Source organism: Pseudomonas sp. PA-7-1E (assembly GCF_021605325.1).
Taxonomy (GTDB): domain Bacteria; phylum Pseudomonadota; class Gammaproteobacteria; order Pseudomonadales; family Pseudomonadaceae; genus Aquipseudomonas; species Aquipseudomonas fluorescens_BV.
Genome location: NZ_WKFA01000002.1, coordinates 199,905 through 219,531 on the forward strand (window position 1 = coordinate 199,905; position 19,627 = coordinate 219,531).

At 59.3% G+C, this 19,627-nt stretch carries 25 protein-coding genes; 15 read left to right on the forward strand and 10 right to left on the reverse strand.

Annotation, left to right across the window (positions count from 1 at the left end):
- Nucleotides 1-18: 18 nt before the first annotated feature.
- From lptB to GIW79_RS02250, 5 genes are read right to left on the reverse strand one after another with little or no spacing between them, the layout of a single operon-like run.
- Complete coding sequence (gene lptB, locus GIW79_RS02230; RefSeq protein ID WP_003188582.1) at nt 19-744, reverse strand: LPS export ABC transporter ATP-binding protein; 726 nt, start codon at nt 742-744, stop codon at nt 19-21.
- Nucleotides 744-1,277 (reverse strand): lipopolysaccharide transport periplasmic protein LptA, encoded by a 534-nt coding sequence (lptA, locus tag GIW79_RS02235; protein ID WP_032893554.1) that lies wholly within the window; start codon nt 1,275-1,277, stop codon nt 744-746. Before lptA ends, lptB begins: the two co-directional genes overlap by 1 nt.
- A complete protein-coding gene (gene lptC / locus GIW79_RS02240; protein WP_236452303.1) occupies nt 1,264-1,836 on the reverse strand; it encodes an LPS export ABC transporter periplasmic protein LptC in 573 nt (190 codons plus the stop codon). Before lptC ends, lptA begins: the two co-directional genes overlap by 14 nt.
- Before the next feature lie 8 nt (nt 1,837-1,844).
- Entirely contained in the window at nt 1,845-2,369 is a 525-nt protein-coding gene (locus GIW79_RS02245; protein ID WP_034126313.1) for a KdsC family phosphatase, read from the reverse strand.
- Nucleotides 2,370-3,344, reverse strand: a complete 975-nt coding sequence (locus tag GIW79_RS02250; protein WP_034126314.1) for a KpsF/GutQ family sugar-phosphate isomerase — start codon at nt 3,342-3,344, stop codon at nt 2,370-2,372.
- Between the two features lie 310 nt (nt 3,345-3,654).
- Between GIW79_RS02250 and GIW79_RS02255 the strand changes: the two genes are divergently transcribed.
- The 10 genes from GIW79_RS02255 to hisC all read left to right on the forward strand — a co-directional run bounded on the left by GIW79_RS02255 (nt 3,655) and on the right by hisC (nt 11,680).
- Nucleotides 3,655-4,464: an ATP-binding cassette domain-containing protein gene (locus GIW79_RS02255; RefSeq protein WP_003188590.1), complete on the forward strand. Its 810-nt coding sequence runs from the start codon at nt 3,655-3,657 to the stop codon at nt 4,462-4,464.
- Nucleotides 4,464-5,261 carry a lipid asymmetry maintenance ABC transporter permease subunit MlaE gene (mlaE, locus tag GIW79_RS02260; protein ID WP_236452302.1) on the forward strand — a complete coding sequence of 266 codons (798 nt, stop codon included), beginning with the start codon at nt 4,464-4,466 and terminating at the stop codon, nt 5,259-5,261. The genes GIW79_RS02255 and mlaE overlap by 1 nt, the downstream gene beginning before the upstream one ends.
- Nucleotides 5,261-5,728 (forward strand): outer membrane lipid asymmetry maintenance protein MlaD, encoded by a 468-nt coding sequence (gene mlaD / locus GIW79_RS02265; protein ID WP_003188593.1) that lies wholly within the window; start codon nt 5,261-5,263, stop codon nt 5,726-5,728. Before mlaE ends, mlaD begins: the two co-directional genes overlap by 1 nt.
- A gap of 11 nt (nt 5,729-5,739) precedes the next feature.
- Complete coding sequence (locus tag GIW79_RS02270; protein WP_054919319.1) at nt 5,740-6,387, forward strand: MlaC/ttg2D family ABC transporter substrate-binding protein; 648 nt, start codon at nt 5,740-5,742, stop codon at nt 6,385-6,387.
- A complete protein-coding gene (locus tag GIW79_RS02275) occupies nt 6,384-6,689 on the forward strand; it encodes an STAS domain-containing protein (protein ID WP_003188596.1) in 306 nt (101 codons plus the stop codon). The genes GIW79_RS02270 and GIW79_RS02275 overlap by 4 nt, the downstream gene beginning before the upstream one ends.
- Before the next feature lie 114 nt (nt 6,690-6,803).
- Complete coding sequence (locus tag GIW79_RS02280; protein ID WP_003188597.1) at nt 6,804-7,043, forward strand: BolA family protein; 240 nt, start codon at nt 6,804-6,806, stop codon at nt 7,041-7,043.
- Between the two features lie 23 nt (nt 7,044-7,066).
- Nucleotides 7,067-8,332: a UDP-N-acetylglucosamine 1-carboxyvinyltransferase gene (gene murA, locus GIW79_RS02285; protein ID WP_034126315.1), complete on the forward strand. Its 1,266-nt coding sequence runs from the start codon at nt 7,067-7,069 to the stop codon at nt 8,330-8,332.
- 211 nt (nt 8,333-8,543) lie between these two features.
- The gene (gene hisG, locus GIW79_RS02290) at nt 8,544-9,179 is read left to right on the forward strand and encodes an ATP phosphoribosyltransferase (RefSeq protein WP_003188599.1); all 636 of its coding nucleotides are present in this window, start codon (nt 8,544-8,546) and stop codon (nt 9,177-9,179) included.
- A 128-nt stretch (nt 9,180-9,307) separates the two neighbouring features.
- Nucleotides 9,308-10,624 (forward strand): histidinol dehydrogenase, encoded by a 1,317-nt coding sequence (gene hisD, locus GIW79_RS02295; protein ID WP_054919317.1) that lies wholly within the window; start codon nt 9,308-9,310, stop codon nt 10,622-10,624.
- Between the two features lie 3 nt (nt 10,625-10,627).
- On the forward strand, nt 10,628-11,680 hold the full coding sequence (gene hisC / locus GIW79_RS02300; protein WP_054897013.1) for a histidinol-phosphate transaminase: 1,053 nt from the start codon (nt 10,628-10,630) through the stop codon (nt 11,678-11,680).
- Nucleotides 11,681-11,807: 127 nt separating this feature from the next.
- Here the strand turns inward: hisC and GIW79_RS02305 are convergent, their stop codons facing one another.
- Together GIW79_RS02305 and upp are read right to left on the reverse strand one after the other, a co-directional pair.
- On the reverse strand, nt 11,808-13,082 hold the full coding sequence (locus tag GIW79_RS02305) for a uracil-xanthine permease family protein (RefSeq protein WP_003188606.1): 1,275 nt from the start codon (nt 13,080-13,082) through the stop codon (nt 11,808-11,810).
- 2 nt (nt 13,083-13,084) lie between these two features.
- Nucleotides 13,085-13,723, reverse strand: coding sequence for a uracil phosphoribosyltransferase (gene upp, locus GIW79_RS02310; RefSeq protein WP_003188608.1), 639 nt, complete (start codon nt 13,721-13,723; stop codon nt 13,085-13,087).
- Nucleotides 13,724-13,887: 164 nt separating this feature from the next.
- Between upp and GIW79_RS02315 the strand changes: the two genes are divergently transcribed.
- The 3 genes from GIW79_RS02315 to GIW79_RS02325 all read left to right on the forward strand — a co-directional run bounded on the left by GIW79_RS02315 (nt 13,888) and on the right by GIW79_RS02325 (nt 15,393).
- On the forward strand, nt 13,888-14,445 hold the full coding sequence (locus tag GIW79_RS02315) for a hypoxanthine-guanine phosphoribosyltransferase (RefSeq protein ID WP_003188610.1): 558 nt from the start codon (nt 13,888-13,890) through the stop codon (nt 14,443-14,445).
- A gap of 3 nt (nt 14,446-14,448) precedes the next feature.
- Complete coding sequence (locus tag GIW79_RS02320) at nt 14,449-14,916, forward strand: WbuC family cupin fold metalloprotein (RefSeq protein WP_034126318.1); 468 nt, start codon at nt 14,449-14,451, stop codon at nt 14,914-14,916.
- 189 nt (nt 14,917-15,105) lie between these two features.
- Nucleotides 15,106-15,393 carry a PA4642 family protein gene (locus GIW79_RS02325; protein ID WP_003188614.1) on the forward strand — a complete coding sequence of 96 codons (288 nt, stop codon included), beginning with the start codon at nt 15,106-15,108 and terminating at the stop codon, nt 15,391-15,393.
- A gap of 98 nt (nt 15,394-15,491) precedes the next feature.
- On the opposite strand, the gene mqo is transcribed toward GIW79_RS02325, so the two are convergent.
- Both mqo and GIW79_RS02335 read right to left on the reverse strand, forming a co-directional pair.
- Nucleotides 15,492-17,030: a malate dehydrogenase (quinone) gene (gene mqo, locus GIW79_RS02330; protein WP_236452301.1), complete on the reverse strand. Its 1,539-nt coding sequence runs from the start codon at nt 17,028-17,030 to the stop codon at nt 15,492-15,494.
- 727 nt (nt 17,031-17,757) lie between these two features.
- Entirely contained in the window at nt 17,758-17,991 is a 234-nt protein-coding gene (locus tag GIW79_RS02335) for a hypothetical protein (protein ID WP_034126320.1), read from the reverse strand.
- Between the two features lie 183 nt (nt 17,992-18,174).
- Between GIW79_RS02335 and GIW79_RS02340 the strand changes: the two genes are divergently transcribed.
- Nucleotides 18,175-18,759: a YajG family lipoprotein gene (locus tag GIW79_RS02340; RefSeq protein ID WP_034126321.1), complete on the forward strand. Its 585-nt coding sequence runs from the start codon at nt 18,175-18,177 to the stop codon at nt 18,757-18,759.
- Nucleotides 18,760-18,819: 60 nt separating this feature from the next.
- Here the strand turns inward: GIW79_RS02340 and GIW79_RS02345 are convergent, their stop codons facing one another.
- Nucleotides 18,820-19,029: a hypothetical protein gene (locus GIW79_RS02345; RefSeq protein WP_003188620.1), complete on the reverse strand. Its 210-nt coding sequence runs from the start codon at nt 19,027-19,029 to the stop codon at nt 18,820-18,822.
- A gap of 182 nt (nt 19,030-19,211) precedes the next feature.
- Between GIW79_RS02345 and GIW79_RS02350 the strand changes: the two genes are divergently transcribed.
- The gene (locus tag GIW79_RS02350; protein ID WP_096143156.1) at nt 19,212-19,469 is read left to right on the forward strand and encodes a hypothetical protein; all 258 of its coding nucleotides are present in this window, start codon (nt 19,212-19,214) and stop codon (nt 19,467-19,469) included.
- The last annotated feature ends 158 nt before the right edge of the window (nt 19,470-19,627 follow it).

Here is a 19,627-nt window from a genome sequence, read left to right on the forward strand (position 1 = left end):
AGCGCGATACCCCTGTGTTTACAGGCGGAACTCGTGACCCAGGTACACTTCCTTCACCAGCTCGTTGGCCAGGATGGTTTCGGCATCGCCTTCGGCAATCAGCTGACCATCGTTGACGATATACGCGGTTTCGCAGATATCGAGGGTTTCGCGCACGTTGTGATCGGTGATCAGCACGCCAATGCCCTTGGCCTTGAGGTGATGGATGATCTGCTTGATGTCGCCCACCGAAATCGGGTCGACGCCGGCAAAGGGTTCATCCAGCAGGATGAATTTCGGCGCGGTCGCCAGGGCGCGGGCGATTTCCACGCGACGACGTTCACCACCGGACAAGCTCATGCCGAGGTTGTCGCGAATATGGTTGATGTGGAATTCCTGCAGCAGGCTTTCCAGCTCCTGGCGGCGGCCATCGCGATCGAGTTCCTTGCGGGTCTCGAGGATCGCCATGATGTTGTCGGCTACCGACAGTTTACGGAAGATCGACGCCTCCTGCGGAAGATAGCCGATACCTGCCCGTGCACGACCGTGCATGGGTTGGTGGCTGACGTCCAGGTCGTCGATCAATACGCGACCCTGGTCCGCCTGGACCAGCCCGACGATCATATAGAAGCAGGTGGTTTTGCCGGCACCGTTAGGGCCGAGCAGGCCGACGATCTGGCCGCTGTCGATCGACAGGCTGACGTCGCGTACCACCTGGCGGCTTTTATAGGCCTTGGCCAGATGCTGGGCTTTCAGGGTTGCCATTACTCGGCCTTCTTCTTCGGCTGGATAACCATGTCGATGCGTGGGCGGGGTGCGGTGACCTTGTTGCCGTTGGCGCGACCGGCGTTAGCGATCTGCTTCACGGTGTCATAGGTGATTTTTTCACCTTCCGTGGAGTTGCCGTCCGGGCTCAGCACCTTGGCCTGATCAATCAGTACGATGCGGTTCTGCTGGGCGTGATACTGGATAGTCTTGCCGTAGCCTTTCATGGGGCCTGTATCGGTAGCGGACTGCTTCTGCTCGAAATAAGCCAGGTTGCCGACCGAAGTCACCACATCGATATCGCCGGTCTTAGTACGAGTCAGGGTCACCGTGTTGCCGGTAATCTTCATCGAGCCTTGGGTGATGATCACGCCGCCGGTGTAGGTGGCGACACCTTGCTTGTCATCGAGCTGCGCATCGTCAGCCGAGATGTGGATCGGTTGCTGGCTATCGTTCGGCAGAGCCCAGGCGCTCACGCTTCCCAGTGCTGCGCCCAGACCGAGCAAAATAGGGAGAGTTTTAACGAGCCTCATACTGTCCTCTTACGTTCGATAGCAGGTGTATCCTGCTTTCTTTCAAATACGCTTTCATTCCCTTGCCAGTCGATACACCGCCAGCGCCGTCGATTCTAACGTCTTGCTCGGTCTGCGCATATTGCTTCTGTGGGAATACGGTCATGCGACTGCTGGTAATGATGGTGTCGCGGTTCTGCGCGTCTGTACGTGCGACGCGAACCGAGTCGATCAGTTCAACTTCGGTGCCGTCAGGGTTGACTTCGCCACGCTTGCTGGTCACGTGCCAGGGAAATTCGGTGCCGCGATACAGGTTCAGGTCCGGATTCGTCAGCAGGCTGACTTCGGAAGCCTTCAAGTGCTCGACCTTGTCCGATGTCATCTCATACTGCACCTTGCCGTCGGGCAGATACTGAATGCTGTAGGCATTGGTGGCGTAATAGTCGATAAGGCCTTCGTCAACCTGTGCAACAGGCTTGTCGAGAAAGCGCTCCGGGCTGATATTCCAGTAGCCCACCGCCAGGAGCAGCGCGGCGCTGACCCCGAATAACAGGAAGTTGCGAATCTTTTTACTCAGCATATAACGCTCTATAGGTAGGCGGCGTGGGCCGCTTCAAGACTGCCTTGGGCACGCAGGATCAACTCGCAGAACTCGCGGGCGGCACCCTCGCCGCCACGGGCGGTGGTGATGCCATGGGCGTGTTCGCGGACAAACGCCGCGGCATTTGCGACGGCCATGCCCAGGCCCACCCGGCGAATCACCGGCAGGTCTGGCAGGTCGTCGCCCAGATAGGCGACTTGTTCATAGCTTAGGTTGAGTTGGCCAAGAAGCTCGTCCAGCACCACCAGTTTATCCTCGCGGCCCTGATACAGGTGAGGAATACCGAGGTTTTGTGCACGGCGTTCCACAACCGGTGTTTTTCGACCGCTGATAATTGCGGTTTGCACGCCCGCTGCCATCAGCATCTTGATGCCTTGGCCGTCGAGGGTGTTGAAGGTCTTGAATTCGCTGCCGTCTTCGAGGAAGTACAGGCGGCCATCGGTCAGCACGCCGTCAACGTCGAAAATCGCCAGCTTGATTTCTTTACCGCGTTGCAACAGGTCGCTGTTCATTTACATCACTCCTGCGCGCAGCAAGTCGCCAAGGTTAAGGGCCCCGATCGGCCGGTCATCGTCGTCGACCACGATAAGAGCACCTATGCGGTGATCTTCCATGATTTTCAACGCTTCGGCCGCAAGCATTTCAGCGCGCGCGGTCTTGCCGTGAGGGGTCATCACTGCGTCGATGGTCGCGGTATGAATATCAATGGTGCGGTCAAGGGTGCGACGCAGGTCACCGTCGGTGAATATCCCTGCCAGTCGGCCATCGGTTTCGACGATGGCAGTCATGCCCAAGCCCTTGCGGGTCATTTCCATCAGCGCATCCCTGAGCAGGGTGCCGCGTGGAACGCTCGGCAGCTCGGCGCCGCGATGCATGACATTTTCCACTTTCAGCAGCAGGCGACGGCCCAGTGCGCCACCCGGATGGGAAAATGCGAAGTCCTCGGCCGTAAACCCGCGGGCCTCCAGCAGTGCCACCGCCAGGGCATCGCCCATTACCAGCGCGGCGGTAGTGGAGGAGGTGGGCGCCAGGTTCAGCGGGCAGGCCTCATGGGCTACGTGCACGTTCAGGTTGACGTCGGCGGCCTTGGCCAGCGTTGACTCAGGGTTGCCAGTGAGGCTGATCATCTGGATGCCCAGGCGCTTGATCAGCGGCAGCAGGGTCACGATTTCGTTGGTAGTACCGGAGTTGGACAGGGCGAGGATCACGTCGTCCTTGGTGATCATACCCATGTCGCCGTGGCTGGCTTCGGCCGGGTGCACGAAAAACGCGGTGGTCCCGGTGCTCGCCAGGGTCGCTGCGATCTTGTTGCCAATGTGGCCGGACTTGCCCATGCCGACCACCACAACGCGGCCCTTGCTGGCCAGAATCATCTCGCAGGCGCGCACGAAATCCGCGTCGATATGCGCCAGCAAGCCCTCTACGGCTTCAAGCTCAAGGCGTATGGTGCGTTGTGCGGATTGAATAAGGTCGCTGGATTGGCTCATGTCTGAAATCGTATAGCCTGACGAAAAGTCGGCGATTATAGCGGTAATGATCAATTCCCTCACGCAAGTTCGTCAGGCTTTGTGCGCGGAATAACTGAAAACCACCGTCGGTAACATAGCAAGCAACGTTTTTTCCCTGTCTCAAATCTGAACCAGCGCTGTTCCGGCCTTGGGGGCTCTGTACCAGCAGTGATATAGTTCGCCGCCAGTTCGGTCCGCCCAACCCATGTGCTCAACTATTGCGCATCTGTTGAAAACCAAAGTCGCACACATGGTGTCTGAGTGAAAGGCTGCATCCCAAGGAGATTAGATGAGTGCCGATAACGCCTACGCGGTCGAGCTGAAGGGTCTTACCTTCAAGCGCGGTACGCGCAGCATCTTTAATAACGTCGATATTCGCATTCCTCGCGGCAAGGTCACGGGCATCATGGGGCCTTCCGGTTGCGGCAAGACCACCCTGTTGCGCCTGATGGGCATGCAATTGCGCCCCAGTGCCGGGGAAGTGTGGGTCAACGGCCAGAACCTGCCAACGCTGTCGCGTAGCGATCTGTTCGATGCGCGCAAGCATATGGGCGTGCTATTTCAGAGCGGCGCGCTGTTCACCGACCTCGATGTGTTCGAAAACGTAGCCTTTCCGCTGCGGGTGCACACCCAGCTGTCCGATGAAATGATTCGTGACATCGTGTTGTTGAAACTGCAGGCCGTAGGGCTTCGCGGCGCCATCGACCTGATGCCGGACGAGTTGTCCGGCGGCATGAAGCGCCGTGTTGCCTTGGCGCGGGCGATTGCCCTCGACCCACAGATCCTCATGTATGACGAGCCATTCGTAGGTCAGGATCCGATCGCCATGGGCGTGTTGGTGCGCCTGATCCGCCTGCTCAACGATGCATTGGGGATCACCAGCATCGTGGTTTCCCACGACCTGGCCGAAACCGCGAGCATCGCCGACTACCTGTATGTAGTGGGTGATGGTCAGGTGCTGGGGCAGGGTACGCCTGAAGAGCTGATGAACGCCGATAACCCGCGCATTCGCCAATTCATGACCGGCAACCCCGATGGCCCGGTGCCTTTTCACTTTCCGGCAGCGGACTACCGCTCAGATCTTCTGGGGAAGCGCTGATGCGCAAGACATCTCTTATCGAGAAGGTTCGCCTTTTCGGTCGCTCGGGCATCGACATCGTCGAAGTGCTGGGGCGTTCGACCATTTTCCTGTTTCACGCCTTGCTGGGGCGCGGCGGTATCGGCGGCGGCTTTGGCCTGCTGGTCAAGCAGCTGCACTCGGTGGGGGTGATGTCCCTGGTGATCATCGTGGTCTCCGGCGTATTCATCGGCATGGTGCTGGCGCTGCAGGGTTTCAATATCCTGTCCAGCTACGGCTCGGAGCAGGCGGTAGGGCAGATGGTGGCCCTGACCCTGTTGCGTGAGCTTGGCCCGGTGGTTACCGCCTTGTTGTTCGCGGGGCGTGCAGGTTCGGCGCTGACCGCTGAAATCGGCAATATGAAATCCACTGAGCAGCTGTCCAGCCTGGAAATGATCGGCGTGGACCCGCTCAAGTACATTGTTGCCCCGCGCCTGTGGGCCGGCTTCATTTCCCTGCCACTGCTGGCAATGATCTTCAGCGTGGTGGGTATCTGGGGTGGTTCGTGGGTGGCGGTTGACTGGCTGGGGGTCTACGACGGCTCCTACTGGGCCAACATGCAAAACAGCGTGACCTTCACCGGTGACGTGCTCAACGGCATCATAAAGAGCATTGTCTTTGCCTTTGTGGTGACCTGGATTTCCGTATTCCAAGGCTATGACTGTGAGCCCACTTCAGAGGGGATCAGCCGTGCCACTACCAAGACCGTTGTATACGCTTCGTTGGCGGTACTGGGCCTTGACTTCATTTTGACCGCCTTGATGTTTGGAGATTTCTGATGCAAAACCGCACTGTGGAAATCGGTGTCGGCCTTTTCTTGCTGGCTGGCATCCTGGCTTTACTGTTGCTGGCCCTGCGAGTCAGTGGCCTTTCGGCCAGCCCTACCGCCGATACCTATAAACTTTACGCGTACTTCGACAATATCGCCGGTTTGACGGTCAGATCCAAAGTGACCATGGCCGGTGTCACCATCGGCAAGGTCACGGCAATCGATCTGGATCGCGACAGCTTTACCGGTCGGGTGACGATGCAACTGGACAAGAAGGTAGATAATCTGCCAACTGACTCCACGGCATCTATCCTCACTGCGGGTTTGCTGGGCGAGAAGTACATCGGGGTCAGCGTGGGGGGGGAAACAGCCCTGCTCAAGGATGGTTCGACCATCCACGACACACAGTCGTCGCTGGTGCTTGAAGACCTGATCGGGAAATTTTTGCTCAATACGGTCAATAAAGACGCTAAATGAGGAATCTGTTCATGATCTCTACCTTGCGACGTGGCCTGCTGGTACTGCTTGCAGCATTGCCGATGATGGCCAACGCGGCAGGTTCTGCCCACGATTTGGTGCAGGACACCACCAGCAAAATGCTGGCTGACCTCAAGGCTAATAAAGAACAGTACAAGCAAGACCCTTCCAGGTTCTACAACGCGCTCAACACGATCGTTGGCCCTGTGGTCGATGCTGAAGGCATCTCCAAAAGCATCATGACGGTCAAATATTCGCGCAAAGCTACGCCTGCGCAAATGCAGACGTTCCAGGAAAACTTCAAGAAGGGGCTGTTCCAGTTCTACGGTAACGCTCTGCTGGAATACAACAACCAGGGCATTATCGTTGATGCGCCCAAGGACGAGTCGGGCGACCGTGCCGAAGTCGGAATGAAAGTCTCCGGCAGCAATGGCGCCGTGTACCCTGTGTCCTACACCCTGACGAAGATCAACGGTGAGTGGAAACTGCGTAACGTGATCATCAACGGTATCAACATCGGCAAGCTGTTCCGTGATCAGTTCGCCGACGCGATGCAGCGCAATGGCAACGATCTGGACAAGACCATCAATGGTTGGGCCGGTGAAGTGGCCAAGGCCAAGGAAGAAACCGATAAAGCTGCCGGGAAGCCTGCGCAATGACCGAGTCGGCTGTTCGTATCGGCGACGCCGGCGAGCTGTTCCTCAGCGGCGTGCTGGATTACCGCACCGGGCCTGACCTGCGCAAGCAGGGCCAGGCGCTGATCAAGGCCAGCAAGGCGCCAGAGCTGGTGCTTGATTGCTCGGCGGTGACCAAGTCCAGCAGCGTCGGCTTGTCGTTGTTGCTGTGCTTCATGCGTGATGCCGAGGCGGCGAAAAAGCCGGTAAGCATCCGTGCGTTACCAGAAGACATGCGCGAAATTGCCGAAGTTTCCGGTTTGACCGAGCTGCTGGCGCATCCCTGATACACATTATTAAAGAAGCCCCCCGTCAGAGTCCTGCTATGCGGGGTTCGCAGGCGCGGGGCTTTTTTGTATGATGTGCGACCCGTGCGCACTGGGCGCCGATAGAGGTTGAGCATGCAGGCCCTAGAAGTTAAGAGCTTCCTTGAAGGAAAGCTGCCTGAAACGACTGTAGAAGTCGAAGGCGAAGGCTGCAATTTCCAGCTGAACGTGATTAGCGATGAACTGGCGGCATTGAGCCCGGTCAAGCGTCAGCAGCAGATCTATGCCCATTTGAACCCATGGATCACCGATGGCAGCATCCATGCGGTCACTATGAAATTTTTCAGCCGCGCGGCCTGGGCCGAGCGCACCTGAGCCCCCAAGGCGTCGAGATTCTTATGGATAAATTGATTATTACCGGCGGTGCCCGCCTTGATGGCGAGATTCGCATTTCCGGTGCGAAAAACTCCGCCTTGCCGATCCTGGCAGCGACCCTGCTGTGCGATGGCCCGGTGACTGTGGCCAACCTGCCGCACCTGCACGACATCACCACCATGATCGAGTTGTTCGGTCGCATGGGCATTGAGCCGGTGATCGACGAGAAGCTGGCCGTCGAAATCGACCCACGCACCATCAAGACCCTGGTCGCTCCGTACGAACTGGTGAAAACCATGCGTGCGTCGATCCTGGTGCTGGGCCCTATGGTTGCCCGTTTCGGCGAAGCCGAAGTAGCCTTGCCTGGCGGTTGCGCCATTGGTTCGCGTCCGGTCGACCTGCACATCCGTGGCCTTGAGGCCATGGGCGCAGTCATCGACGTCGAAGGCGGCTACATCAAGGCCAAGGCGCCGGAAGGCGGCCTGCGCGGCGCGAACTTCTTCTTTGATACCGTCAGCGTCACCGGTACCGAGAACATCATGATGGCCGCTGCTCTGGCCAACGGTCGCAGCGTGTTGCAGAACGCCGCACGCGAGCCGGAAGTGGTCGACCTGGCCAACTTCCTCAACGCCATGGGCGCGAAGGTTTCCGGTGCTGGCACCGACACCATCACTATTGATGGTGTAGAGCGTCTGCACACCGCCACCTACAAAGTCATGCCTGACCGCATCGAGACCGGTACCTACCTGGTTGCCGCTGCCGTGACAGGTGGCCGTGTGAAGGTCAAGGACACCGATCCGACCATCCTGGAAGCCGTCCTGGAAAAACTCAAGGAAGCCGGCGCAGAGATCACCACCGGCGAAGACTGGATCGAGCTGAACATGCACGGCAAGCGGCCAAAAGCCGTCAACGTGCGTACCGCTCCGTACCCGGCGTTCCCGACCGACATGCAAGCGCAGTTCATCTCCTTGAACGCGATTGCCGAAGGCACCGGTGCCGTGATCGAGACCATCTTCGAAAACCGCTTCATGCACGTGTATGAACTGCACCGCATGGGCGCCAAGATCCAGGTCGAAGGCAACACCGCCATCGTCACCGGGATCGACAAGCTCAAGGGCGCGCCAGTCATGGCAACCGACCTGCGTGCCTCGGCCAGCCTGGTAATCTCGGCACTGTGCGCCGAAGGTGACACCCTGATCGACCGCATCTACCACATAGACCGTGGTTACGAGTGCATCGAAGAGAAACTGCAGATGCTCGGCGCGAAGATTCGCCGCGTACCGGGCTAGTCCCTGTTTGTGGCGAGGGAGCTTGCTCCCGCTGGACTGCGTAGCAGTCCCGCTCTTCGAGGGCCGCTTCGCGTCTCAGCGGGAGCAAGCTCCCTCGCCACAGTTTGTTGTTGACTGGTTTGTTTCAAATCGAGGCTGTCATGGCCTCGATCTGTGTCTGGCGCCGTTTGCGACCGGACAGCAATAGCCTGATGAAGGACTGACATTTCCCATGTTGACCATCGCACTGTCCAAGGGCCGCATCCTTGACGACACGTTGCCGCTTCTGGCTGAAGCGGGCATCGTGCCGACCGAGAATCCGGACAAGAGCCGCAAGCTGATCATCCCCACGACCCAGGACGACGTGCGCCTGCTGATCGTGCGGGCTACCGACGTGCCGACCTACGTTGAACATGGCGCCGCCGACCTGGGTGTTGCCGGCAAGGATGTGCTGATGGAATACGGCGGCCAGGGCCTGTACGAGCCCCTGGACCTGCGCATCGCACTGTGCAAGCTGATGACCGCCGGCCGCGTCGGTGATGTCGAACCCAAGGGCCGCTTGCGGGTCGCCACCAAGTTCGTCAACGTTGCCAAGCGCTATTACGCCGAACAAGGCCGTCAGGTCGATATCATCAAGCTCTACGGCTCCATGGAGCTGGCACCGCTGATCGGCCTGGCGGACAAGATCATCGACGTGGTCGACACCGGCAACACCCTGCGCGCCAACGGTTTGGAGCCCCAGGATTTTATCGCTGACATCAGCTCCCGCCTGATCGTCAACAAAGCATCGATGAAGATGCAGCACGCCCGTATCCAGGCGTTGATCGACACCCTGCGCAAGGCAGTGGAGTCTCGACACCGCGGTTGACTCCCCCGCGTAGCTGAAGAGCTACGCCCGTCTATCCGCCTCATAGCCAGAATTCTCAGGTGCCCAAGCGGAAACGACTGCTAGTTTAGGGCGCCTGAGTTTTTGCCAATTCTATTGAGGCCCTCGCTATGACCACGTCCACTGCAATTGCCCGACTCAACGCTGCCGACCCGGATTTCGCCCATCATCTGGATCATCTGCTGAGCTGGGAAAGCGTGTCCGACGACTCGGTCAACCAGCGGGTGCTCGACATCATCAAGGCCGTGCGTGAGCGCGGTGATGCAGCGCTGGTGGACTTCACCCGCCAGTTCGACGGCCTGGACGTGCAGTCCATGGCTGACCTGATCCTGCCGCGTGAACGCCTGGAGCTTGCGCTGACGCGCATCACCGCACCGCAGCGCGAAGCCCTCGAAGTCGCTGCGGCGCGGGTACGCAGCTATCACGAAAAGCAGAAGCAGGACTCCTGGAGCTACACTGAGGCCGACGGCACTGTGCTGGGCCAGAAGGTCACGCCACTGGACCGCGCCGGTCTGTACGTGCCGGGCGGTAAGGCGTCGTATCCATCGTCGGTATTGATGAATGCGATCCCGGCCAAAGTCGCAGGTGTGACCGAAGTGGTCATGGTGGTGCCGACCCCGCGTGGCGAAATCAACGAGCTGGTGCTGGCTGCCGCCTGCATCGCCGGTGTGGACCGTGTGTTCACCATCGGTGGCGCCCAGGCCGTCGCAGCGCTGGCTTATGGCACCGAAAGCGTGCCGAAGGTCGACAAAGTGGTCGGCCCCGGCAATATCTACGTCGCCACCGCCAAACGCCATGTGTTCGGCCAGGTCGGTATCGACATGATTGCCGGTCCTTCCGAAATCCTCGTGGTGTGTGACGGCCAGACCGACCCGGACTGGATCGCCATGGACCTGTTCTCCCAGGCGGAGCACGATGAAGACGCCCAGGCGATCCTGGTCAGCCCCGATGCCGAGTTCCTCGACAAGGTCGCCGCCAGCATCAATAAGCTGCTGCCGACCATGGAGCGTGCCGAGATCATCGAGAAGTCGATCAACGGCCGTGGTGCGCTGATTCTGGTGCGTGACATGGAGCAGGCCATTGAAGTGGCCAATCGCATCGCACCGGAGCACCTTGAGCTGTCCGTAGCGGACCCACAGGCCTGGTTGCCATCGATCCGTCACGCTGGGGCGATCTTCATGGGCCGTCACACCAGCGAAGCCCTGGGTGACTATTGCGCCGGGCCCAATCACGTGTTGCCAACCTCCGGTACTGCGCGTTTCTCGTCGCCGCTGGGGGTGTACGACTTCCAGAAGCGCTCGTCGATTATCTTCTGCTCGCCACAAGGCGCTTCCGAACTGGGCAAGACCGCCTCGGTGCTGGCCCGTGGTGAATCCCTCAGCGCGCACGCACGCAGCGCTGAATACCGCATCGTCAAGGGAGAGTAAGGCATGAGCAAATTCTGGAGCCCTTTCGTCAAGGACCTGGTGCCTTACGTACCCGGTGAGCAACCGAAGCTGACCAAGCTGGTCAAGCTCAACACCAACGAAAACCCCTACGGCCCATCGCCCAAGGCGCTGGCGGCAATGCAGGCCGAGTTGAACGACAACTTGCGCCTGTACCCGGACCCCAACAGCGACCTGCTCAAGCAGGCCGTGGCCAGGTATTACGGGATCGATGCCGGCAAGGTGTTCCTCGGCAACGGTTCCGACGAAGTCTTGGCGCACATCTTCCATGGTCTGTTCCAGCACGATCTGCCGCTGCTGTTCCCGGATATCAGCTACAGCTTCTACCCGGTGTACTGCGGCCTGTACGGCATCACGTTCGACGCGGTGCCACTGGACCAACAGTTCCAGATTCGGGCCACTGACTATGCCAGGCCCAACGGCGGGATCATCTTCCCCAACCCTAACGCGCCCACCGGCTGCGTACTGGCGCTGGACGCGGTGGAGCAGATCCTCAAGGCCAGCCCGGATTCGGTGGTGGTGGTCGATGAAGCCTATATCGACTTCGGCGGCGAAACTGCCATCAGCCTGGTAGACCGTTACCCGAACCTGCTGGTGACCCAGACCCTGTCCAAATCGCGCTCACTGGCCGGTTTGCGTGTGGGCCTGGCCGTGGGCCACCCAGACCTGATCGAAGCGCTGGAGCGGGTCAAGAACAGCTTCAACTCCTACCCGTTGGATCGGTTGGCGATTGTTGGCGCGGCGGCCGCGTTTGACGACCGTGAATATTTCGAGAAAACCTGTCAGTGGGTGATCGACAGCCGCAACCAGGTCGTCGCGCAATTGCAGGGCAAGGGGTTTGAGGTATTGCCGTCGGCAGCGAACTTCATCTTTGCGCGTCACCCGCGGCATGACGCTGCAGGGCTTGCCGCCAAGTTGCGTGAGCAAGGGGTGATCGTGCGGCACTTCAAGCAGGAGCGGATTGCTCAGTTCTTGCGCATCAGCATCGGGACGCCGGAGCAGAACCAGGCGCTGATCGACGGGCTCGGCGAGCTCTGACAGACGCTGAAAATCAAATGTGGGAGCTGGCTTGCCTGCGATGACGGTGTAACAGTCGACCTATCTGTCGTTTGATACACCGTCATCGCAGGCAAGCCAGCTCCCACACTGATTTGCGTTTAGTCAGTTACAGCAGCGGCTCATCCGGCTTCTTGTTCTTCCAGCCATCATTGCCCGGCAGCAACAAATTCAAACCAATCGCCACCACTGCACACAGGGCGATGCCCTTGAGGCCGAAATCATCCGGGCCGGTGCCGGTACCGACCAGCACACCGCCAATCCCGAACACCAGCGTTACCGACACAATCACCAGGTTGCGCGCCTCGCCCAGGTCGATCTTGTGGCGAATCAGCGTGTTCATCCCCACCGCGGCAATCGAGCCGAACAGCAGGCACAGAATCCCGCCCATCACCGGCACCGGGATACTCTGCAGCAGTGCGCCGAACTTGCCGATGAATGCCAGGCTGATGGCAAACACTGCCGCCCAGGTCATGATTTTCGGGTTGTAGTTCTTGGTCAGCATCACGGCGCCGGTCACTTCGGCGTAGGTGGTGTTTGGCGGGCCGCCAAACATGCCGGCAGCCGTGGTGGCGATACCGTCACCCAGCAGCGTGCGATGCAGGCCAGGCTTTTTCAGGTAATCGCGGCCGGTCACGCTGCCTACCGCAATCACACCACCGATATGCTCGATCGCCGGGGCCAGTGCTACCGGGACGATAAACAGGATGGCCTGCCAGTTGAACTCCGGCGCGGTGAAGTGGGGCAGGGCGAACCACGGCGCAGCGGCGATTTTCGCCGTGTCGACCACACCAAAGTAGAACGACATGGCAAAACCCACCAGCACGCCGGAAATGATCGGCACTAGGCGGAAAATGCCTTTGCCGAACACCGCCACGATCAAGGTGGTGAGCAGCGCTGGCATCGAAATCAGCATCGCCGTCTGGTAGTGGATCAGCTCTGCACCGTCGCCGGACTTGCCCATGGCCATGTTGGCGGCAATCGGCGCCATGGCCAGGCCGATCGAGATGATCACCGGGCCGATCACCACGGGCGGCAGCAGCCGGTCGATAAAGCCGGTGCCCTTGACCTTCACGGCCAGGCCCAGGAACGTATAGACGAAACCTGCTGCCATCACCCCGCCCATGGTCGCTGCGAGGCCGAACTGGCCCTTGGCGAGAATGATCGGGGTGATGAACGCGAAGCTCGATGCCAAAAATACCGGCACCTGCCGCCCTGTCACCACCTGGAACAGCAACGTGCCCAGGCCTGCGGTAAACAGCGCGACGTTTGGATCAAGACCTGTGATCAGCGGCATCAACACCAACGCGCCAAATGCTACGAAGAGCATTTGTGCGCCAGACAGGATCTGGCGCCAAAGCGGGTCGTTGAATTCATCCTGCATGCTCACGCGTCCTTCTGCTTGGTGCCGAAGATCTTGTCACCGGCATCGCCCAGGCCCGGAATGATGTAGCCGTGTTCATTCAGGCGCTCATCGATGGATGCGGTGTAGATCTGTACATCCGGATGGGCCTTCTCGACGGCGGCGATGCCTTCGGGCGCGGCCACCAGCACCATGGCGCGGATGTCCCGGCAACCGGCTTTTTTCAGCAGGTCGATGGTGGCGACCATGGAACTGCCGGTGGCGAGCATCGGGTCGATGATCATGGCCAGGCGCTCGTTGATTTCCGGGACGAGTTTTTCCAGGTAGGTGTGGGCCTGCAGTGTTTCTTCATTGCGGGCTACGCCCACGGCGCTGACCTTGGCACCCGGGATCAGGCTGAGTACACCTTCAAGCATGCCGATACCGGCGCGCAGGATCGGTACCACGGTAATTTTCTTACCGGCGATTTTCTCCACTTGTACGGGACCGGCCCAACCGGGGATCTCGTAGGTTTCCAGGGGCAAATCCTTGGTGGCTTCGTAAGTGAGCAACGCTCCGACTTCCTGAGCAAGCTCACGGAAGTTCTTCGTGCTAATGTCGGCACGGCGCATAAGGCCGAGTTTGTGTCGGATCAGCGGGTGGCGGATCTCGCGAGTGGGCATAGGAAAGGCTCCGGCGGCGGGCAAAAAAACCGGCCTAGATTAATCTATCCGAGGGTGTTGTCCTATAGACATCAAGTACGTTAGTCCATAAAGGCTTGATTGGAGCGCACGAGAAGCGTACCTTCGCCCGCTTTTCTTGCCACAGCACCCCCTTGGAGAGCGCCATGTCTGCTGATCTCGAGCATATCCGTCAAATCATGCACGAGGCTGACTGCCTGTACACCGAAGCGCAAGTCGAAGCAGCGATCGCCAAGGTCGGCGCGCACATTACTCGCGAAATGGCCGACACCAACCCGGTGGTCTTCTGCGTGATGAACGGTGGCCTGATCTTCGCCGGCAAATTGCTGACTCACCTGCAGTTCCCATTGGAAGCCTCTTACCTGCATGCCACCCGCTATCGCAATGAAACCAGTGGCGGCGACTTGTTCTGGAAGGCCAAGCCGGAAGTGTCTTTCATCGACCGTGATGTGCTGATCATCGATGACATTCTCGATGAGGGTCACACCCTGGGTGCGATCATCGACTTCTGCAAACATGCCGGCGCACGCAAAGTGCACACCGCCGTACTGATCGACAAAGACCACGACCGCAAGGCTCGTCCTGAGCTCAAAGCCGATTTCGTCGGATTGCCGTGCGTTGACCGTTATATCTTCGGGTATGGCATGGACTACAAGGGCTACTGGCGTAACGCCAATGGCATCTACGCCGTTAAAGGGATGTAATCGATGGCCCGCTTTCTTGATCAGACCTTATTTGCAGAGTTGGCCGAGAAAGCGGGCGATAGCCCCCGTGGCCGATACCACCATAATTTCCACCAGATGGAGGAGCCGTGTCATCGCCTCGCGGTGGCGCTGCAGCCGAGTACCTATGTGCCGCCTCATCGGCACCTGAGCGCCGACAAGGCCGAGACTTTGCTGGTGCTTCAGGGGCGCCTCGGTCTGCTGATATTCACCGATGCGGGTGAAGTGATCGCCAAACGCGTGATGCAGGCGGGTGGCGAGTGCGCAGGCGTCGATCTGCCACCGGGAGTGTTTCATGGCCTGGTGGTGCTGGAGCCTGACACGGTGATGTTCGAATGCAAGGCCGGGCCTTATCGACCGGTGGGTGAGGGCGAACTGGCTGATTGGGCACCGCGAGAAGGTGATGCAGGTGTGGCTGACTACCAGCGCTGGATGCTTGCTCAGTTCGACTGAACACTGGCATCCAAATGTGGGCGTCTAAAACGTCAACGATAACGCGTGCTTCCTGAATAAACGCGGCGCCTTTGAGCTTTTCACGAGCAAGCTCGCTCCTACAGGTATTAGGGCGAGCCCCCTCCCACATCCGGCGTCGCGCAGGTAGACTTCAAACCCCGTGTAAATGTCTGCAGGCTGGAGTCGGTAATGCGTAAAGATAAGAAACAGGTGATTGGCGACGAAATCGGTGACGACCAGATCAAGTTGTTCCTGGACTTCGAGCCGGTTGATGCGACGTCGCCGTCCCTGCACAAACTGATCAAGGCCTATCGCGGCCTGCGTATCGACGACTTCGAGCGTTTCCTGGGCTTTTTCAAAGAAGCAGGCCTGGACCTGGACGGCAAGGACGAGCATGGCCAGACCTTCGTCGACCTGATCAAGGACCAGCGCAACGCCGCCGAGTACATCGAACTGATCGACAACGCCCGCGGCTGATTGTCCGAGCAAAAAAAACGCCCCGGCTTTAGAGTCCGGGGCGTTTTGCTTTTAACGGTAGGAGCGAGCTTGCTCGCGAAGAACCTGAGAGCGGCGCCTTAATCCACTTGCGCCGCGTTATCGTTGACGTTTTTCGCGAGCGAGCTCGCTCCTACAGGTTCCACCAGCTCCAGGCTGATGTTGTTCTGCGTGTTGATCTTGCGATACAGCTCGGCGTCCGTCTCCAGCACTTTCTCGCGCGCCGGGAAGATCTCGTGCAGCTTGGTGGCCCATTCACCGGCGGCTTTCTGCGGGAAGCAGCGCTCGATCAGCTCCAGCATGATCGAGACGGTGACCGAAGCACCAGGAGACGCGCCCAGCAGCGCCGCAAGCGAACCGTCCTTGGCAGCAACCAGTTCGGTGCCGAACTGCAGCACGCCGCCTTTCTTCGGATCTTTCTTGATTATTTGCACGCGCTGGCCGGCCACTTCCAGGCGCCAGTCTTCGGCTTTCGCCTCGGGGTAGAAGCGACGCAGGGATTCCAGGCGCTGTTCCATGGACTGGCGCACTTCGCTGACCAGGTACTTGGTCAGGTCCATGTTGTCGCGGGCCACGGCCAGCATCGGGCCGATGTTGCCGGCGCGAATCGACATCGGCAGGTCAAGGAACGAGCCGTGTTTGAGGAACTTGGTGGTGAAACCGGCGTATGGCCCGAACAGCAGGGATTTCTTGCCATCCACCACGCGGGTGTCCAGGTGCGGCACGGACATCGGCGGCGAGCCCACGGCAGCCTGGCTGTAGACCTTGGCCTGGTGCTGCTTGACCACTTCCGGGTTGTCGCAACGCAGCCACTGGCCGCTCACCGGGAAGCCGCCGAAGCCTTTGCTCTCTTCGATGCCCGAGGCCTGCAGCAACGGCAGCGCCGCACCGCCAGCGCCGAGGAATACGAACTTGGCATCGACGTCGCGGCTGTTACCGCTGTTCACGTCCTTGATACTCACGGTCCAGCCCGCGCCGTTGCGCTTGAGGCCGGTCACGCGTTTGCAGTACTTGACCTGGGCGTCCGGCGAGCTGGTCAGGTGGCTGAGCAACTGATTGGTCAGGGCGCCAAAGTTGACGTCTGTGCCGTTCATCACACGGGTGGCGGCGATTTTTTCATCGAGCGGGCGGCCCGGCATCATCAGCGGCATCCACTCGGCCATTTCGCTGCGGTCTTCGGTGTAGTGCATGTCCGAAAACGCGTGGTGCTGGCTGAGGGTCTCAAAGCGCTTCTTGAGGAAGGACACGCCTTTGTCGCCCTGCACGAAGCTCAGGTGGGGCACCGGGCTGATGAACGACCTGGACGAGCCAAAGGTGCCCTTCTTGGTCAGGTAAGCCCAGAACTGCTTCGACACCTCGAACTGGGTGTTGATGTGCACGGCTTTCTTGATGTCGATGGAGCCATCGGCGGCCTCCGGCGTGTAGTTCAGCTCACACAGCCCGGCGTGGCCGGTACCGGCGTTGTTCCACGGGTTGGAACTCTCCGCGGCACCCGAATCCATCAGCTCAACGACTTCCAGCGTGAGGCCGGGGTCGAGCTCTTTGAGCAGTACGGCCAGGGTGGCACTCATGATGCCGGCCCCTACCAGTACTACGTCGACTGCTTCGTTATGCGCCATTTAACGCGTCTCCAAAATCTGCAGCACCAAATTGACGGCATGGCTGCCAGGAGTGATGGGGCGGTTCACGTGTTGCCCCAGGTTACCCATGGCCAGGATCGCCATGTCCGATTCGCAATTCTTTGCAACTTCAGCACACGCTTCCTGCCGGGCTAATCTGCCTATGAACGCATTCATGGGCGCCTGTGGCAATTCGACTTATGGTCAAAGCGTGCGATTCGTGCAACCAATCCGTAGCGGACAGGCTCAAGCTCCGGTTTTTGAGGAAGGCTCGATCCTGTGTAATTGGGCTGACCCAGACGCTGATGGTGCTTGTACAAACGCCAAACTATTCATTTGCTCGCCACACTCTTGTGAAGTTGTGAAAACCCGTTTTTTCACGCTCTTTTGAAGACGTGAACCTCAAAAAAGGGCTGCCCCAGCCTGGCACCTGGCCCGTAAACCTCTGCCGACACGCGGCAAAACGGGCAAACAACTCAAGTGGCCGAGCGCAATGGCAGCTCTGGCAGATTCGATAAAAGACGGGGTGGTTTGCAAAGGAAACAGCAAGCACGCCAGCTTCACTCGATCTGTGTGGGCGGCTCTCTGTGGGCGATTTTGGGGCTAATGCCTGGGCATTAACGATGCTGCGAGGCCCGATCAGGAGACGTCCTTATAATCGGGGGGAGATTGTAGCGAAGAACGTCAGTGAAATGGGCGTGTTTTATGACTTTTATTAGGGGCCTGGTCAGGAGGCCAACGCTTGCCGGTGTCGTGGGCGAAAAACCTTTGGGCTGACCCGGGCGCTGGCCGGCAGTGGGCGGTGCATCCAGCCCAGGTGAGTCTCGGTCACTTCCACCCAGCCTTCACCGACGGGCGGCAGGCTGCACTGCTTGAAGGCCAGGCAATGTCCGTGGGCATCAAGCAGGGCAAAGTGGCGATGACGAGCGTGGGACATGAACAGGGTCTTGAGAAGGCGCATGGCTGTGTACCTGGTGTGTTACATGCTTGAAGGTTGCCAGTGTGGCATGACACTGGGGTGACGAATTTATGCGAATTTGTAATTTGCGCAGGGGCTTCAGCCACCGTTCAGGATCGCTGGTGAGTGGTGCGCGTGCACCGTTATACTGGCGTCCTGTCTGCACCTAGTCCTGGAGAAATGCGTATGTTGCAACGCCTGTTGTTCGGTTTGATCACTGTGACCAGTTTGACCCTTGTCGGCTGCGCCAACAGCCCGCAACAACTCAGCCCGCAACCTAAAGTCACCGCGCAGTTGGCGGCGGTAGGCCACGGCCAGCCGGTATCGGTACGCGTGGTTGACGGTCGCCCGTCGCCAACCCTGGGTTCGCGTGGCGGCCTGTATCCTGAGACCGCGTTGATTTCGGTGAACGGCCAGGATGTGCTGCCCAAGTTGCAGGCCCAGGCTGAAGCCGCTGTGCGTTTGCTGGGCTTTACGCCGACCAACTCGCCAGGCGTGCCGCAACTGACCGTGACCCTGGCCGAGCTGAAATACCAGTCGCCCAAAGACGGCCTGTATGTGACCGAGGCTTCCATCGGCGCTACCTTCAAGTCTGACGTCAGTGCCGGTACCCGCCGCTACAGTGGCCGCTACGCAGCCTCGCTCAACCAGCGGTTCGGCATGTCGCCCAACCAGGAAACCAACACCAAGCTGGTCAGCGACGTGCTCAGTGATGCCTTGACCCGCCTGTTCAAGGACCCAAGCATCGGTCAACTGCTCAGCGCGCAATAAGCCGCTCACAAAAAACCGGGCTCATCGCTGAGCCCGGTTTTTTTGTGCCCGTGGTTTTTGTCATGCGGCCGTATCGACATAAAAGTCCAGCATGCTCACACCGGTGAGCAGATCCAGCTCCGGCAGATCGGCATGCTGGTGCCCGCCGAGGGCGCAATACACCAGCCAATGGCGGTCCTGAACGTTGAACGCGAGACTGCCGATCAGCGCCTCCTGTTCCTCGCTCTGGGCGATCAAATACAGCCGATCCTGGTTTTGCGCATGCAACATGACAAGCTCCTCAAGCGTCGAAGGGCAACAGAGTGGCTTGTTAAGGTGACGTTCAGGTGACGGCGTAAATTACTGGATACATTAGCCGTCAATGGGGAAGGAGCATTAAATGCGCAGGAGGCGACTGTCGTTCAGGTGTGTATCTGGACTGATACCCGAAGATTGATTTACCGAGGTTTGCGATGGCGCTGCCCGCACTGCTCATTAATATTGTTGCCCTGTTGGTTGCCTGCTCGGGCGCCTGGGTGCTGTTCATCACCCGCCTGCATGCACAGCGTGCGATGGCCGACCTGGCCCTGCGCAGTGAAGAGCGCGCTATCGACCAGCCGATGCTGTTTCTGGATACACGCACCGAACGAGCGCATCGCCTGGCGTACCGCGTCGGGTTCGCCTGCCTTGGCTTGGCCCTGGCCATCTCCTGGCTCAGCACCCGCTTATAATTCCACTGCGAAACCAAATGTGGGAGCGGGCTTGCCCGCGAAGGCGGTGTATCAGCCACTGAATCTTTAACTGAACCAACGCTATCGCAGGCAAGCCAGCTCCCACACTGGCCATGTACTGCCCGCTGAGTCAGCGCCTGCCACATATCCCCTGTGGG

Excerpts from the sequence above, each read along its gene's own strand:
- GIW79_RS02345 (WP_003188620.1), bottom strand. The coding sequence starts at position 19,029 with ATGTTGCATGCGCAAAACCAGGATCGGCTGTATTTGATCGCCCAGAGC.
- lptB (WP_003188582.1), bottom strand. The coding sequence starts at position 744 with ATGGCAACCCTGAAAGCCCAGCATCTGGCCAAGGCCTATAAAAGCCGC.
- GIW79_RS02275 (WP_003188596.1), top strand. The coding sequence starts at position 6,384 with ATGACCGAGTCGGCTGTTCGTATCGGCGACGCCGGCGAGCTGTTCCTC.
- GIW79_RS02305 (WP_003188606.1), bottom strand. The coding sequence starts at position 13,082 with ATGCAGGATGAATTCAACGACCCGCTTTGGCGCCAGATCCTGTCTGGC.
- mlaD (WP_003188593.1), top strand. The coding sequence starts at position 5,261 with ATGCAAAACCGCACTGTGGAAATCGGTGTCGGCCTTTTCTTGCTGGCT.
- GIW79_RS02250 (WP_034126314.1), bottom strand. The coding sequence starts at position 3,344 with ATGAGCCAATCCAGCGACCTTATTCAATCCGCACAACGCACCATACGC.
- GIW79_RS02320 (WP_034126318.1), top strand. The coding sequence starts at position 14,449 with ATGGCCCGCTTTCTTGATCAGACCTTATTTGCAGAGTTGGCCGAGAAA.
- murA (WP_034126315.1), top strand. The coding sequence starts at position 7,067 with ATGGATAAATTGATTATTACCGGCGGTGCCCGCCTTGATGGCGAGATT.
- GIW79_RS02270 (WP_054919319.1), top strand. The coding sequence starts at position 5,740 with ATGATCTCTACCTTGCGACGTGGCCTGCTGGTACTGCTTGCAGCATTG.
- GIW79_RS02255 (WP_003188590.1), top strand. The coding sequence starts at position 3,655 with ATGAGTGCCGATAACGCCTACGCGGTCGAGCTGAAGGGTCTTACCTTC.
- GIW79_RS02350 (WP_096143156.1), top strand. The coding sequence starts at position 19,212 with ATGGCGCTGCCCGCACTGCTCATTAATATTGTTGCCCTGTTGGTTGCC.
- mqo (WP_236452301.1), bottom strand. The coding sequence starts at position 17,030 with ATGGCGCATAACGAAGCAGTCGACGTAGTACTGGTAGGGGCCGGCATC.
- lptA (WP_032893554.1), bottom strand. The coding sequence starts at position 1,277 with ATGAGGCTCGTTAAAACTCTCCCTATTTTGCTCGGTCTGGGCGCAGCA.
- GIW79_RS02280 (WP_003188597.1), top strand. The coding sequence starts at position 6,804 with ATGCAGGCCCTAGAAGTTAAGAGCTTCCTTGAAGGAAAGCTGCCTGAA.
- hisD (WP_054919317.1), top strand. The coding sequence starts at position 9,308 with ATGACCACGTCCACTGCAATTGCCCGACTCAACGCTGCCGACCCGGAT.
- upp (WP_003188608.1), bottom strand. The coding sequence starts at position 13,723 with ATGCCCACTCGCGAGATCCGCCACCCGCTGATCCGACACAAACTCGGC.
- GIW79_RS02335 (WP_034126320.1), bottom strand. The coding sequence starts at position 17,991 with ATGCGCCTTCTCAAGACCCTGTTCATGTCCCACGCTCGTCATCGCCAC.
- lptC (WP_236452303.1), bottom strand. The coding sequence starts at position 1,836 with ATGCTGAGTAAAAAGATTCGCAACTTCCTGTTATTCGGGGTCAGCGCC.
- GIW79_RS02325 (WP_003188614.1), top strand. The coding sequence starts at position 15,106 with ATGCGTAAAGATAAGAAACAGGTGATTGGCGACGAAATCGGTGACGAC.
- hisG (WP_003188599.1), top strand. The coding sequence starts at position 8,544 with ATGTTGACCATCGCACTGTCCAAGGGCCGCATCCTTGACGACACGTTG.
- mlaE (WP_236452302.1), top strand. The coding sequence starts at position 4,464 with ATGCGCAAGACATCTCTTATCGAGAAGGTTCGCCTTTTCGGTCGCTCG.
- GIW79_RS02245 (WP_034126313.1), bottom strand. The coding sequence starts at position 2,369 with ATGAACAGCGACCTGTTGCAACGCGGTAAAGAAATCAAGCTGGCGATT.
- hisC (WP_054897013.1), top strand. The coding sequence starts at position 10,628 with ATGAGCAAATTCTGGAGCCCTTTCGTCAAGGACCTGGTGCCTTACGTA.
- GIW79_RS02315 (WP_003188610.1), top strand. The coding sequence starts at position 13,888 with ATGTCTGCTGATCTCGAGCATATCCGTCAAATCATGCACGAGGCTGAC.
- GIW79_RS02340 (WP_034126321.1), top strand. The coding sequence starts at position 18,175 with ATGTTGCAACGCCTGTTGTTCGGTTTGATCACTGTGACCAGTTTGACC.